Source organism: Acidobacteriota bacterium, from assembly GCA_040754075.1.
In the GTDB taxonomy this organism is placed as follows: Bacteria; Acidobacteriota; Blastocatellia; order UBA7656; family UBA7656; genus JBFMDH01.
In genome coordinates this window covers 47,848-61,934 of sequence record JBFMDH010000006.1, presented here as the reverse complement: position 1 = coordinate 61,934, position 14,087 = coordinate 47,848, and the positions used below count along the sequence as shown (strand labels likewise).

Sequence of the window (14,087 nt, the reverse complement as noted above, 5' to 3'; positions counted from 1 at the left end):
CAAAAGAGGATTTAAGGATGCAAGACAACGCTTTGTTTGTAAGCATGAATCTTGAGCGTACCTCTCTGCTCAAACGCTTGTTTGAAGAATTCAATGAAGCGGTTAGTGAACTGCGCGAGAGTCCCAAAGCTTTCATCATCGGTGCCATCAAAGGTGAAGGTATCGGCGGCCGGCGGCGCTTGATGTTTCTGCAATATGGCTTGGCAATCAGTCTGCTGGTTTACTCAACCGGATTTTTGCTCACCCTCACCCTTTGGACAATCCGTCAGAACTCCCCGGTTTCTAAAGACGAAAATCCTAAATACACGATCTGGCTTCCATCCATAGGCTCTGCGCCGCCCGAAGCCAATCTGCGCAAAGGTGACGATGACCAGGCTTCGCACGGAGGTGGTGGAGGCGGCGACAATTCACCAAATCCCGCTTCATTTGGTGAGCGACCCGATTATTCTGAAGAGCAACCAATCATCGCCCCGACGACCCGACCGACGCTTAGACCGCCGGCAATCCCGCTTGCAGAAAGATTGCTTGGCGACCCCAACCTCAATGTCAAACGCGATGATTTGTTGCCAACCGGTTTGCCAAACGGCGTCGTCAGCCCACCATCAGATGGGCAGGGAAAAGGCAATGGCATCGGCACAGGTAACAAGGGCGGTGTAGGTCCAGGCAATGGCCCAGGTTTTGGACCCGGCGAAGGCGGCAATCAAGGCGACAACCGATACACCATCGGCACACGGAAAGACAATCGTGACCGTGATGAAAATAGCGAAGCGGTTGACGTAAAACCTATCGCTTTAAACCGCCCGCGACCGAATTACACAGAGCAGGCGCGACAGAATAAAGTGCAGGGCTTGGCGCGCGCGCGCGTCCTGGTTGGCGCTGATGGCAGTGTTAAACAGGTTCGTATTGTGAGAGGCCTGCCTGACGGTTTGAGCGAAGAAGCGATTCGCGCTGCTTATCAAATGCGATTCAGACCCGCAATGCGCAATGGTCAACCCGTGGCTTACTGGGTAGTCGTGGATATCGAATTCAATATCCGTTGAGATGAATTGAAGTTTAAATTATTTGACGGAATACCAATGTTCGTTATGTGAATTTGAATTTCCCGGCGGATGCTGCGGATACTGCGGATGAGGACGGATATATTTCTGCATTCACCCTTCGCAATAAAAATGCGATTACTTGACTGCTAACTATCCGTTGAAATCCGCCGCATCCGCAATATCCGCCGGGAATGTCCCTTCATCATCAGGCTCATTCATCTTTTGCAACAACCTTGAATTTATGCATCTTTAATAATCCTGGTATTCCATCTCCCATCTTAAATTCAACTCGCCCATCTTTCGTCGCATCAATCAATCAATTGCTATAATCATCACTCGTGAATCAACAACCGGAACTCATTATCGAATTCGACGCCGGAACGTTACTCATTGATGGCGCAGACCAGACGGCGCAAGTGCCCGATGCCTTCAAATGGGATGAACGGGTGCGACGTTGGCGCGCGCCGGCGCTCGCTTACCGGCAAATCATCGCTGAACTCGTTCGCCACAAAGTCCCGCATCAGGATAATGCCCGCAAATATTTTGAATTCGATTTCAAGGCTAACCTTTTAGTTGAACCGCGACCTTATCAACAAGAAGCCTTAGAAATGTGGCAAACGCGCGGGCGGCGCGGCGTGGTGATTTTGCCGACCGGCGCGGGTAAAAGTTTTTTAGCGCAGATGGCAATCGAAATCACCGGGCGTTCGACATTGGTTATCGTGCCCACACTTGATTTGATGAATCAATGGTACGACCTTCTGCTTGCCAGCTTTCAAGCGGAAATCGGGCTGATTGGCGGCGGCTATTTTGAGCGCGGCGCAATTATCGTGACCACTTATTCATCGGCTTTTCGCTTTATGGAAGACAAAGGCAACGAGTTCGGCTTAATCATTTTCGACGAATGCCATCACCTGCCCGGCAGCGTTTTTCGTTACGCGGCAGAGATGGCGATTGCGCCGTTTCGCTTGGGACTCACGGCAACTCCTGAACGAAGCGACGGCGCAGACACCATGCTTGAAGATTTGATTGGCCCGATTATCTATCGCAAAGAGGCGCGGGAACTCGCCGGTGAATACCTCGCCGATTATTCGATGGCGCAGATTTTTGTGCATCTCACGGATGAAGAACGGGCGCGTTACGACGAAGCGCGCCTGATTTTTCGCGGCTTTTTGCACACTCAGCAAATCAATATGCGCAGCCCGCAAGGTTGGAAATTATTTTTAATCGCCAGCGCCCGCTCCCAGGAAGGTCGCCGCGCCATGCTTGCATATCGCGAATCGAAACGCATCGCGCTGGGCACTGATGCGAAACTCAAAGTTTTAGCTGAACTCTTGCACCGTCATCGTCGCGAAAAAGTTTTGATTTTTACCGCCGAAAACGAAATGGTCTATCGCATCTCGAAACAATTTTTGATTCCCGCCATCACCCACGAAACACCGATTAAAGAGCGCCGATTGTGGCTTGAACTGTTTAATCGAGGCGAGGTGCTGGCGCTGGCAACGTCGCGGGTGTTGAACGAAGGGGTGAACATTCCCGACGCTTCGGTTGCCATCGTGCTTTCCGGCACCGGTTCATCACGCGAACACATTCAACGGTTGGGGAGAATCCTTCGCAAACAGCCGGAAAAAGAAGCCGTGCTGTATGAAGTCGTCACTGCCGAAACTTCGGAAGAGGGCATCAGCCGAAGACGAAGTGAAGTCTAGCGAGTCTTGCGAGTCCAGCGGTTCGCTACGCTCACAGTCTTGCGAGAATGGAGGAACTTATGCCGACCTTCAAAAGTTTGAAGAGATAAAAACTTGGCAGAAAGCGCGCGAAGTAACACTTATCGTTTATGCAATTTCAAAAGAAAAGGAATTTGCTATGGATTTTGGATTGCGAGATCAAATTCGGCGTGCAAGTGTTTCAATCATGGCAAACATTGCAGAAGGTCATGGGCGACGCTCAGATAAAGAGTTTGCTAACTTTCTGAATATGTCTCGCGGTTCCGTAGAAGAAGTTCAATCGCATCTATATGTGGCGCTTGACCAGCGTTACATTAATCAAGAGTGTTTTTCAAAGTTGTACGATTTGCTCGAAGAGATTTCTCGGATGATAATGGCGCTCTCACAACATCTTCGCGGAATTTCTCATTGACTCGCCAGACTGGCAAGACTCGCTGGACTTTTATGCTGACAGCCGATTTAGCCATCAGCCGCCGACGCGGCAAACGCATCGAACCGCATTACATTGCGCCGACCGATAAAAACTATCTGCAAATTGCCAGCGACCTGATTGCCATTGTCGCTCAGAATGTGAACGCGCGTCGCGGCGAACTCGATGAAGCGTTGCAGGATTATGTCGGCACCGGAACCGATTACAAAATTTTGCGCGGCTTGATTAAGCTTTTGCTGGATAGATGCGTGTTTGAAACTTCGCTGGCGATTGAACCAACCGAAATTCGTCAGAAATTATTTACCAGCGCGCGCGCCTCGCATCCCGTCACTTCAACTCAGTCGCGCGAACAAATCATCAATGAAGTCGCAGCGCAGTTACAGATTGCAGCCGATGAATTGATTGAACACCTTTACGCAGACTTGCCTGCCAATCAACGCTTGATGGATTTCGATGAACCAGCGGCTGAGGAATTGATTGACGCATACAATCTGGCGCAGGCGCAGGCATTGCTCTATCGCTCGGTGGAGATGCGGTTGTGGATTGAGCCGCAAGATGCGGCAGGGTATAGGCAACTCTTTGAAGCCATCAAAGCGCATCGCCTGATTCATTCGATTTCCGGAACTGCGGCGCGCGGTTACGCGGTTAAACTTACGGGACCCGTGGCGATGTTTCATCGCTCGCAAAAATACGGCATTCAGATGGCGGTCTTTTTGCCGTCGCTACTGCTGTGCACAGGTTGGCAAATGCGCGCCGAAATTGAATCGAAATTCGGCGGCACGCTGTTTTATGAACTGGCAGGCGATGACACTCGGCTCAGTTCCAATCGATTGCAGGTGCCGATGTTTGAAAATCAAATCGCCGAAAAGTTAAAAGCGAGTTGGGCGAAAGCTGCAAGTGATTGGCAACTTGCACAGTGTCGTGAAGTGATTGATTTAGGCGAGTCGGCATTTGTGCCGGATTTCGTTTTGACCAGTGGCGACGGGCGAAAAATCTATCTTGAAGTGCTGGGTTTTTGGACGCCGCGTTATTTGAAAGAGCGTCTGGAAGAATTCGAGCGCGGACGATTCACCAATTTTATTTTAATCATTTCCGAAGACCTGCGCGGCAGCCGCGACGCTCCGACGAATCTTCCCGCGAATGTGTTGATGTGTAAAACCAGCGTGAGTGCGAAAGATGTGTTAGGGGTTTTGCAAAGTTTCTGATTTATTCACCCGCAATCTTCAACACCGCATTATGGGTTTTCACGTCTAACCGAAACCGCAAGTTGTCGAGTTGATTTAAGACAGGTGCTATTAAATTTAAATGCCCTTCTTTTTTTGCTCGTAATAAAACGCCCAAGGTGCCGGTAAAGGGGATATTCAAAAGTTTAGCGTGTTGTCTTGCCAACGCATCATCTAGCAACGCAAGCGAGTGTGACACCTGAGTTGCCAAACTTAAAACTTCTCGTTCTCCTAAACCAAGGTCGACAGCAAATATTAACTGCGGCGAGATGTTTACCTGATGTATTTCTATCCAGGATAACTGTGCAACATCTGGAAGATTTATATTATGAATGCGCCCAACCTCTAATTCGTCAAATACAGCTTGTGGAATTAAAACTTTCTGATATAGCGTCGGTAGCAAATCAAGCAAATTGGTTTGATAAAGATACTGCAAGGGCGAGGTGTCGCTGATCACATCAGGCACGTGCCAAATCCTCAAGTAATTCTTCTTCGGTTAGTTTAAAAGTCGTGACCCCGTAATCAGCCAATTTGCTTAGAAAAACCGCGCGCGGAACACCTGCAATTGCCGCTGCTGCGCCTGATGATAATCGTCCAAGTTCATAAAGTTTTACCGCCGCCGCAAAGCGTAATTCATCAGCGGTTTCCGTAGGTGACAGGTTGAGCGCCGCTAAAGCTTCTTCGGGGATTCGCAAGATGATTTCTGTCATGGTCAATCGCCTCCAAATTTTTCGGGCTTACCGTCATCCTCACCCAACCGCCAGTTGATGTCAATGCCGACCAGGCAAGTCGATGGGAAACTACGCAAGGCTTCCGGTTTTAATCAACAGAATGCGTCTTAACAATCAACTGCCGAAAATTTTATTGAAGATGCCTTTATCGTCGGGCTTATCGTTGCCATCAAGTTTGGCGAATTCTTCGAGCAAACGGCGTTGTTCTTTCGTTAAGCTTGTCGGCGTGACCACGTGAACCCGCACGAATAAATCGCCGCGCCCGCGCCCGCCAAGCACCGGCATGCCTTTATGTTTGATTTTGAAAGTTGAGCCGGTCTGGGTGCCTTCGGGAATTTTTAATTTCTCTTCACCATCCAAAGTCGGCACCGTAACTTCTGCGCCAAGCGCCGCCTGTGTGAACGAGAGGTTGTATTCGCAACTCAGATTTTCATCGTGGCGCTCGAACAGTTTGTGACGTTTGACATGAATCATCACATACAAATCGCCCGGAGGTCCGCCCATCTCTCCGGCTTCGCCTTCGCCGGACATCCTGAGGCGCGAACCGGTATCGACGCCCGCAGGAATTTTCACCTCTAAGGTTTTATGGCGTTCGACGCGCCCTTCGCCACGACATTCTTTGCAGACTTCGCGGATGACTTTGCCGGTGCCGCGACAACTGCCGCAGGTGCGACTCACGGAAAAGAAGCCCTGTTGACGGGTGACCTGACCTCTGCCGCCACAGGTCGTACACCGCTCAGGCGACGAACCCGGCGCTGCGCCCGTGCCGCTACAGGGTTCGCAGGCTTCAAGTCTTGGAATGCGGATTTTGGTTTGCAATCCGGCGTAAGCTTCTTCGAGCGAGATTTCAATATCGTAACGCAAATCGGAACCGCGTCGCGGTCCGGCGCGGCGACCGCGCGAACCGAAAATATCGCCAAAGCCGAAGAGGTCGCCGAGGATGTCTTCAAAGCCCGGAAAGCCTTCAAAACCTGCGCCCGCACCGGCGGCGCTGGAACCGACGCCCGCGTGCCCCAGGCGGTCATAACGGGCGCGCAAATCCGGCGAAGATAAAACCTGATAGGCTTCGTTGATCTCTTTGAATTTTTCTTCGGCTTCTTTATTGCCCTGATTTTTGTCCGGGTGATACTGGACAGCGAGTTTGCGATAAGCTTGTTTTAATTCCTGGTCGGTGGCACTGCGGGTCACGCCAAGGACTTCATAATAATCTCGTTTGCTACTCAATTTTCTTAAACCTTTGTTTGTAATATTTTTGTCGGCTCCTACTCAATGCTGAACAAGAGCCGACATAAAGAAAACCAAGTATAGCAAAAACTAACTCAATTCAGATAGGGGTGCGACCGCGTCTTCAGTAATGTTGGCTTCGGCGTCGGGCACCACAGAGGTCGGACGAAACATCGCATCGGTGATCATCTTGGCGACGTTTTCGAGTTCTTCGAGCGCAAAGCGAATACTCGAAGCATCGTCCATCAACGCTGCTTCACGCGCTTCATCAATCGTGCGGCGCGCGGTTTCCTGGTCGGAACCCGACAGCATATAGCCGAATTCCTGGAATGAACGGATAGTATTTTGCAACAAGCCTTCCAGACGATTGCGCGCCAGGATGACTTCCTTCATGCGACGGTCGTTATCGGCATTGCGCTGCGCTTCTTCAATCAAATCGTAAATCTCGGAAGCCGAAAGACCCGATGAAGGGGTAATCTTCATGGCTTGTTCCTGTCCGGTCATTTTGTCCGTCGCTGCGACCGAGGTAATGCCGTCGGCATCCACTTCAAAGGTGACTTCGATTTGCGGCACGCCACGCGGCGCGGGCGGAATGCCGACCATCTCGAATTTGCCGAGGCTGCGATTGCCCGCGGCGATTTCGCGTTCACCTTGCAGGACATGGACTTCGACCACCTGTTGGTTATCGGCAACCGTGGTGAAGATCAAACTCTTCTTGGTCGGAATCGTCGAGTTGCGGTCAAGGATTTTGGTAAACAGTCCGCCACGGGTTTCGATACCCAGGCTGAGCGGTATGACGTCCAAGAGGATGAGGTCTTTGACCTGACCGGAAAGCACGCCCGCTTGAATCGAAGCGCCGATAGCGACGACTTCGTCAGGATTAATTTCAATCGACGGTTCACGGTTAAAAATTTCCCGTACACGTTGAATGATAATCGGTGAGCGGGTTTGCCCGCCGACCAGTAAAACTTTGGTGATGTCTTCGGCTTTGACCTTGGCGTCTTTCAACGCTTTATTGCAAGGTTCGACCGTCTGCTCGACCAAATCTTTGACCAGTTCTTCAAATTGTGTGCGGGTCAGAGATTTGTTGAAATGTTTCGGTCCGGTCGAATCGGCAGCGATAAACGGCAAATTGAGTTGTGATTCCAGCGCCGTCGAAAGTTCGCATTTGGCGCGTTCAGCGGCTTCTTTGAGTCGCTGCAAAGCCAGACGGTCGGAACGCAAATCGATATTGGTTTCCTGTTGGAAGGTTTCAATCATCCAGTCAACGATGCGCTGGTCAAAATCTTCGCCGCCTAAAAACGAATCGCCGCAAGTTGACAGCACTTCAAACACCCCGTCAGACATTTCCATAATCGAAATATCAAAAGTGCCGCCGCCCAAATCGTAGACCGCGATTTTTTCATGCTCTTGTTTGTTGAGTCCGTAAGCGAGCGCCGCCGCCGTCGGTTCGTTTAAGATGCGCTGGACATTGAGTCCGGCGATTTTCCCTGCATCTTTGGTTGCCTGGCGTTGAATATCATCGAAATAGGCAGGAACGGTGATGATGGCTTCGGTTACTTCTTCGCCTAAAAATTCTTCTGCCGATTGTTTCAATCGTTGCAGGAGAATCGAAGAGATTTCAGGCGGTGAATAATCGCGACCACGCACACGCACACGGCAATCGCCGTTTGGCGCTTCGGTTATTTCATATGGCACGGATTGCACGGCGCGTTGCGCTTCGTTGGATTTGAACTTGCGCCCCATTAACCGTTTGATTGCGTAAATCGTATTTGCCGCGTTGGTGATTGCCTGACGTTTGGCAATCTGTCCGATCAATCGTTCGCCCTTTTCAGTGAATGCGACAACCGATGGGGTTGTGCGACCGCCTTCTTTATTGGGAATGATTTGGGTTACGCCACCTTCGAGAATCGCTACGCAGGAATTCGTGGTGCCTAAGTCAATTCCTATCACCTTACCCATAACGGATACCTCTTTTTTATGCAGTTTTTCTTCAGTAGGGAACTACACCGGGGGTCAGTAAACGCATCTAGGGGCTGGTTAAATTTTTTTAAGGAGCGGGGATAATTCTTTTCGCTTGTAGATTAAAACATGAATCCAGGCGGGAAGGAATAGTTAAATTGCACTATTCCTTCCCCAAAAAAATCATTCAACGGAGGCTGCGACTTTCACCTGTGAAGGGCGCAACAACTGGTCGCCCAGTTTATAGCCTTTTTGAAATTCCGCAATAATCGTATTGGCTTCGTGGTCGGCAGTCTGTTCGATGGTCACGGCTTCGTGAAGGTGCGGGTCAAAGACCTGACCGACGGCATCAATGGGCGCAACCCCGAATTTCGCAAGCGCATCTTTGAATTGTTTGTAAATTAATTCGATACCCTGAAGCAGGGCGCTGCCTTCATCCGAACGGGTGGCGCTTGACATGGCGCGCTCAAAATTATCGAGTACGGATAGCATCTGCAACAACACTTCGCGGCGTCCATGTTGATAAAATTCCGAACGCTCACGTTCAATGCGCTTGCGGTAATTATCAAATTCCGCCTGCTTGCGCAACAACTGGTCAGTCAACGACGCGGTTTCCGCTTTGCTCTGCTCAAGCTGTTTGGTTAACTCGTCAACTTGAGATTGCAGCGCCGCAAAGGCGACCTCATACCCTTTATTCAAATCCTTTTTGGCTTTTGCGCCTTCGGCTTTGGCTAACTCTTCCTCGTCGTAATCACTGATAATCTCAATGGAAATGTCATCATCTTTAGCTTCCGGCTTCTTTTTTTCTTTACTCATTTCGATTTTTAAAGATTCCTTTTACGTTAGTATTAAAAACCAGAAAAATAATTATTTAAATATTTTCATTCAGTACCCGCCCGAATAAATTGGCGATATAGGTTACGATGCTCACCACTCTATCGTAATCAACGCGTGTGGGTCCGACCACGCCGATGCTCCCGGACGCCGTGCCGCTGCCATAAAAATAGGGCGAAGCAATCACCGCGCAATCATGTAAATCCAAACCGTTTTCGCTGCCGATGCGCACCGTCGCCACATCGAACCTTGCGCCGGCTATACAGCTATTGAGCATTTTCACAATGCGCCCTTTTTGCTCGAACATTTTAAATAAAACGCGCATCCGTTCGACATCGGCAAAATCCGGTTTAGTGATAATGCTCGATGCGCCTTCGATGAACACATCGGGTTGATCGCCGTCCTGTAAACTCTGGCTGCAAAGCACCACCGCGTTTCTCAGCAGCTTATCGTACAGGGCTTTTTCTTCGGTCATGCGCCGCAACAGTTCATCGCGAATTTCGGCAAGCGACCAGCCATGAAAATTTTCCAGTAAATAACGCGCCGTGGTATTCAAATCATTTTGCGAAAAATCTTCGTCAAAACGAATCAAGCGATCCTGTACGCGCCCTAAATTTGAAGCGGTAATGACCAGCACCCGTTTATCCGGCAATTTGACGAATTCAATGTGATGCAGGCGGTCTTGCGAAATCGCCGGCGGCACCACAATGCCGACATTATCCGATAATTCGGAAAGCAATTGACTGGCGCGTTCCATCATCAGTTCGGGATTTTGCAAAATCTCATCGTCCAATAAACGGTCGTTGATTAAATCTCTTTCCGATGGCGAAAGCATGGTTGAACTCATCAGGTGGTCGACATAGTAACGATAACCCTGCTGAGTCGGAATGCGTCCGGCAGAGGTATGCGGGTGTGATAGCAAACCTTCCTCTTCGAGTTCGGCGCAGATGTTGCGCATGGTGGCGGACGATAAACGTTCGCTCGACTGTCTGGCGAGCGCGAATGAACCGACAGGTTGTCCTGTGGTGACGTGAGCTTTGACAATCGCCGCCAGCACTTCGTTTTTTCTTTCGTCTATCGTGAAACCGCTTTTTCTCATGTGTACATCACGGAAGGTTCGGGCAAATTAGGGTGCCAAACCTAAAGTAGCATCAAGGCAAATTCGTGTCAATGATTGGCATTGCGCGCCAAGCCTCGCAAAAAATCGCCATTTTAATTCGCTTCCAGAGCCGCCTGGCGAATTAACAACCTCTCCAATTCGTCTTCAAGTTTTGCCAGTTTGGCTTCCGGTAATTCGCCGCGGCGGCGTTCGCTAATCCACGCATAAGCCAGTAAAGCGAACCCGATGACGGCAAAGGCAACCGCAAGAAATTGCAATAGTGCCGGGGTTATTCCGACGCTTAACCAGACGCCGGTTTTGCCATTCAATAAATCGTAAGTCGCGATGGCGGCAAGCAGAAGCAGAAAGATTGCGCCGCCCACTGCCCCGCCTTTACGCGCTTTGAAGGCATCCACCTGCAAAGCCAACTCGCTGATTTGATTGCGCAACTCGGCAATCTCTTTTTCGAGGTGTTGCGCTTCAATCAATGTGGGTGCCAGTGGTGTGGCTTGCTCTTCCGAAAAATCTTGCATTCGCTTGTTCTGCATAAAAACGAAAGGCAGGTTGACGAGCCTGCCTGAATGATAATTTTTACACGCGATTTTAAAAGCCATCAACCGAATCGCTTTTTGACGATTGCCGGGATGCCTGATAAAACGCTCAACTACTTAACCAGGGTTCCGGTGCGCCACCAACGCGAGCGTTGAAAGATGTTTTTCGTGTGTTCAGCCTCTTCGGTTTTATCTAACGACCAGTAAACGAACATGGCGCGACCCACGATATTGGAACGCGGCACGGTTCCCCAAAAGCGGCTGTCCTGGCTGTCATCGCGGTTGTCGCCCATGCAGAAATACTGGTCGCTATCGTATTTGCCGTCATTGTCGTTGTCGTAAATTTTTCTGAGTTTCTGGTCGTTTTTGATTTCATCCGGTACGGCATCGCCTTTAACCGGAATTTTATAAGGTTGCCTGACGCCATAGTTGGCGGTTTCTCTGAAACTGTAATAGGAATCTTCTTCGACGTAATAGACCGTCCACTCGGCTCCCGCCGGCGCACTTTCTTCCGATAAAACTTCAAGCGACGCCCCCTGATCGATGGTGGGCGCAACGAATGCGCGACGCTCAGGCAGTTCCTGCCCATTGATATAGACTTTGCGTTTCTCTGCGTCGAATTCGATGGTTTCACCCGGAAGGCCAATCACCCGTTTGATGTAGTTGGTTTCCGGTTCGAGCGGATATTTGAAAACCGTAATGTCGCCGCGCCTCACCTGACGCGATGGCAGAATCGGCAGATTGAAAAAATCCGATGCCCCGAAAATATATTTGTTGACCAGCATATGGTCTTGCACCCAGATGGTGTTTTTCATCGAACCGGTCGGCACCTTGACGGCTTGTAAAATGAAGGTCATGCCAAACAATGCCATAACCAGGGTGACCACTGCCGATTCAAAATATTCCCGGAAAACACTTTTATGAAAGGTTGGCTCAGCGGGCTTTTCTTTAGCTGTAACTTGCTTTTTTAATTCCTGATACTCTTCAACATCAACTTCACGAACGCTTGGCGGTTCGATTTGCGCTACGGAGTCTTTTGATTCCACGTCCAGATTATCACTCATAACCTTTATCCTGAATTAATTTTTATAACTCTTCAATTCATCATCAACGATAACATTTTTCGCGCTCGACTCACCATCAGACACGAATATTGATTCGTCATAATTGAAATATCGAAAGGTCGCTGCATTACCATTGTTTTCGGCAGGGGTGTTGGCAAGTTCATCAACCAGCGCCACAAATGCCCAGACCGATTCTTCTTCCACAGGCTGGTTTTTACCGTTGATGGAGATATATGCCTCGAATTTACCGGCGAGAATGGCGCGCACTTTCGGAACGGTATCGGGCGAAGTGAGCGCGGTCTGCGCGGCTTCCTGTTGAGCAATTTTAATACTGCGCCCTTCGCCGCTCGCCAACGCATAACCCGACACGCGCAGTTCGATGCGAAAGGTGCGGCGATGGTCAGGTCCGATGGTTTCGACGACCACATATTTCGGCGCGGGCGCGCCCATCGCCTGTAGCTGTTCCTGCAATGCCGATTTGTAATCGGAACCGATCATCGAATGCGGGTCGATGGCTGCGACTTTATCGCGCATTTCGCGAAATAAAAATTTCTCTGCCGCTATGAGTCCGCCGTCCAGGTAAACCGCGCCAATCAAAGCTTCGTAAGCGTCGGCAAGCAGCGTGCTTTTGCGGCGTCCGCCAGTCTTTTCTTCGCCGCGATTGAGCAAAATGTATTTGCCGAGTTCGATATTATCCGCGAGTTCAACGAGGCTCGGTTCGCTCACCAGGTAGGCTTTCATTTTCGAGAGTTTGCCTTCGGCAAGCGTCGGGTTGCGGTGTAGTAGCCAGGCGCTGACAACTAAACCAAGCACCGAATCGCCAAGAAATTCCAGCGATTCATTGTGCTGACAGTTTTGATTGACCTGTTCGTTGGCAAATGAGCGGTGAGTCAGAGCGCGATCTAAAAGCGCCCGCGAGCGGAACGAATAGCCGATGATTTGCTCAAGTTCAGATAATAATTTTTCGCGTTCAACCGAAATCATAACGCCTGGAAGCAAGCCTTGTGTGACTTGCCAACCTGTACTATACCACAGAGGCTTTATGGAGTGGCAGCGCATCAGCAAACAAAAAGCAAAAGCCGACGCCCTTGAAAGCTGAGAGCATCGGCTTGAAAATCATCCTGAAATTTACCAATACCGATTAGTTTGAGCCTGACGAGCCGTTGCTTGGCGCGCCATTAGCAGCGGTGCCGGTTTTGTACTTGGCAAGCCATTCATCGAATCCATCCAACTTTTCTTCGTGACGGAATTTGTAGAGGTCTTTTACACGGTTCTCCACGTTGGTACGGACTTGTCCCCATTTTGAACTATCATTATTAACCAGAAATCTTGCCCAGGCATCCAGCGCCAGGTCAGCAACCGAGTTCAGTTTTTCAAGCGCCGCTTTGGTCGTCGGATTCTCTGCATCTTTTTTGATATCTTCCGATAATTTATCGAACTCATCCGATGCCGCCTGGAACCGGTCGTTGTAAATCACGCCGATTGCCAGATTGTTTTGCGCGTTTAGAATGGTGGTCGCAGGGTCAATCGAAGAGGATTTTTTATACAACTCAAGAGCTTTGTCACTATTTTTGTTATTCCCTTCAACCATTGCGTGACTCTGGTAATAGTAGGCGCTGAACACTTTCGATTTGTCGGCTGGCACCAATTCAGAGGTCTTGCCCTCTTCAATTATTTTATTGGCTTTTTGGACGAACTCTACCAGGTCTGCACCATGTGCATAATTCTTTTTTTCCATTTCATTGGTGCGTATATCAACGATGAGCAGGTGAAGGTAGTTCAGGTTGTCGCCGTTTTCTGCAAACTCTTCTTTGGCGATGCGAATCTCTTCGCCGACATTGTTTGCTGCCTTGGCATCATTGAACCATTTGGCGCGAATGTCAGTTCTGGATTTCTTCGCATAAGAATCGTATTTCCCACCCGGGAATTTGTCGATCAACTCTTTGGCTAACGTATAGGTTTTCGTTAAATCTTTCTCTTTATAATAAGCGTTGTACCACTCAGCATAAACAGCGGCTTCATCTCTTGGTTTTTGCGGTTGTTCCTGCGCGGCGACATAAGGCACTGCCAGCGCCAACATCATCACGAGCGCGGCCATCAACGTGGTGAACTTTTTCATGAAGTAATACTCCTTTATAGGTGAATTTCATATTTGCGTGCCTGCAACGACGCTTGCCGCGCACGCTTCGTAGCTTTTTTAATTTTTTG

General features: G+C 49.6%; 14 protein-coding genes. 4 read left to right on the top strand and 10 right to left on the bottom strand.

Annotation, left to right across the window (positions count from 1 at the left end; all coding sequences use genetic code 11):
* The first annotated feature begins 17 nt into the window (after window positions 1-17).
* From AB1757_08445 to AB1757_08430, 4 genes are all read left to right on the top strand, one after another.
* Window positions 18-1,040 carry an energy transducer TonB gene (locus tag AB1757_08445; GenBank protein ID MEW6127054.1) on the top strand — a complete coding sequence of 341 codons (1,023 nt, stop codon included), beginning with the start codon at window positions 18-20 and terminating at the stop codon, window positions 1,038-1,040.
* 338 nt (window positions 1,041-1,378) lie between these two features.
* A complete protein-coding gene (locus AB1757_08440; protein ID MEW6127053.1) occupies window positions 1,379-2,743 on the top strand; it encodes a DEAD/DEAH box helicase family protein in 1,365 nt (454 codons plus the stop codon).
* Entirely contained in the window at window positions 2,733-3,173 is a 441-nt protein-coding gene (locus tag AB1757_08435; GenBank protein ID MEW6127052.1) for a four helix bundle protein, read from the top strand. Before AB1757_08440 ends, AB1757_08435 begins: the two co-directional genes overlap by 11 nt.
* Complete coding sequence (locus tag AB1757_08430; protein ID MEW6127051.1) at window positions 3,170-4,396, top strand: DUF790 family protein; 1,227 nt, start codon at window positions 3,170-3,172, stop codon at window positions 4,394-4,396. Before AB1757_08435 ends, AB1757_08430 begins: the two co-directional genes overlap by 4 nt.
* A 1-nt stretch (window position 4,397) precedes the next feature.
* Here the strand turns inward: AB1757_08430 and AB1757_08425 are convergent, their stop codons facing one another.
* The 10 genes from AB1757_08425 to AB1757_08380 all read right to left on the bottom strand — a co-directional run bounded on the left by AB1757_08425 (window position 4,398) and on the right by AB1757_08380 (window position 13,998).
* The gene (locus AB1757_08425) at window positions 4,398-4,880 is read right to left on the bottom strand and encodes a DUF3368 domain-containing protein (GenBank protein MEW6127050.1); all 483 of its coding nucleotides are present in this window, start codon (window positions 4,878-4,880) and stop codon (window positions 4,398-4,400) included.
* Entirely contained in the window at window positions 4,873-5,124 is a 252-nt protein-coding gene (locus tag AB1757_08420) for a UPF0175 family protein (GenBank protein ID MEW6127049.1), read from the bottom strand. Before AB1757_08420 ends, AB1757_08425 begins: the two co-directional genes overlap by 8 nt.
* 135 nt (window positions 5,125-5,259) lie before the next feature.
* On the bottom strand, window positions 5,260-6,369 hold the full coding sequence (dnaJ, locus tag AB1757_08415; GenBank protein ID MEW6127048.1) for a molecular chaperone DnaJ: 1,110 nt from the start codon (window positions 6,367-6,369) through the stop codon (window positions 5,260-5,262).
* A gap of 90 nt (window positions 6,370-6,459) precedes the next feature.
* Window positions 6,460-8,331, bottom strand: coding sequence for a molecular chaperone DnaK (dnaK, locus tag AB1757_08410; GenBank protein ID MEW6127047.1), 1,872 nt, complete (start codon window positions 8,329-8,331; stop codon window positions 6,460-6,462).
* Window positions 8,332-8,514: 183 nt separating this feature from the next.
* A complete protein-coding gene (gene grpE, locus AB1757_08405; protein ID MEW6127046.1) occupies window positions 8,515-9,147 on the bottom strand; it encodes a nucleotide exchange factor GrpE in 633 nt (210 codons plus the stop codon).
* A gap of 55 nt (window positions 9,148-9,202) precedes the next feature.
* A complete protein-coding gene (hrcA, locus tag AB1757_08400; GenBank protein MEW6127045.1) occupies window positions 9,203-10,264 on the bottom strand; it encodes a heat-inducible transcriptional repressor HrcA in 1,062 nt (353 codons plus the stop codon).
* Window positions 10,265-10,377: 113 nt separating this feature from the next.
* Window positions 10,378-10,797: a hypothetical protein gene (locus AB1757_08395; GenBank protein ID MEW6127044.1), complete on the bottom strand. Its 420-nt coding sequence runs from the start codon at window positions 10,795-10,797 to the stop codon at window positions 10,378-10,380.
* Window positions 10,798-10,928: 131 nt separating this feature from the next.
* Window positions 10,929-11,879, bottom strand: a complete 951-nt coding sequence (lepB, locus tag AB1757_08390; protein ID MEW6127043.1) for a signal peptidase I — start codon at window positions 11,877-11,879, stop codon at window positions 10,929-10,931.
* 15 nt (window positions 11,880-11,894) lie between these two features.
* Window positions 11,895-12,863, bottom strand: coding sequence for a ribonuclease III (gene rnc / locus AB1757_08385; protein ID MEW6127042.1), 969 nt, complete (start codon window positions 12,861-12,863; stop codon window positions 11,895-11,897).
* Window positions 12,864-13,020: 157 nt separating this feature from the next.
* Window positions 13,021-13,998 carry a hypothetical protein gene (locus AB1757_08380; GenBank protein ID MEW6127041.1) on the bottom strand — a complete coding sequence of 326 codons (978 nt, stop codon included), beginning with the start codon at window positions 13,996-13,998 and terminating at the stop codon, window positions 13,021-13,023.
* Between the last annotated feature and the right edge of the window lie 89 nt (window positions 13,999-14,087).

Coding starts and splice junctions, on each gene's coding strand:
- dnaK (MEW6127047.1), bottom strand. CDS start 8,331: ATGGGTAAGGTGATAGGAATTGACTTAGGCACCACGAATTCCTGCGTA.
- AB1757_08420 (MEW6127049.1), bottom strand. CDS start 5,124: ATGACAGAAATCATCTTGCGAATCCCCGAAGAAGCTTTAGCGGCGCTC.
- rnc (MEW6127042.1), bottom strand. CDS start 12,863: ATGATTTCGGTTGAACGCGAAAAATTATTATCTGAACTTGAGCAAATC.
- hrcA (MEW6127045.1), bottom strand. CDS start 10,264: ATGAGAAAAAGCGGTTTCACGATAGACGAAAGAAAAAACGAAGTGCTG.
- grpE (MEW6127046.1), bottom strand. CDS start 9,147: ATGAGTAAAGAAAAAAAGAAGCCGGAAGCTAAAGATGATGACATTTCC.
- AB1757_08380 (MEW6127041.1), bottom strand. CDS start 13,998: ATGAAAAAGTTCACCACGTTGATGGCCGCGCTCGTGATGATGTTGGCG.
- AB1757_08395 (MEW6127044.1), bottom strand. CDS start 10,797: ATGCAAGATTTTTCGGAAGAGCAAGCCACACCACTGGCACCCACATTG.
- lepB (MEW6127043.1), bottom strand. CDS start 11,879: ATGAGTGATAATCTGGACGTGGAATCAAAAGACTCCGTAGCGCAAATC.
- AB1757_08445 (MEW6127054.1), top strand. CDS start 18: ATGCAAGACAACGCTTTGTTTGTAAGCATGAATCTTGAGCGTACCTCT.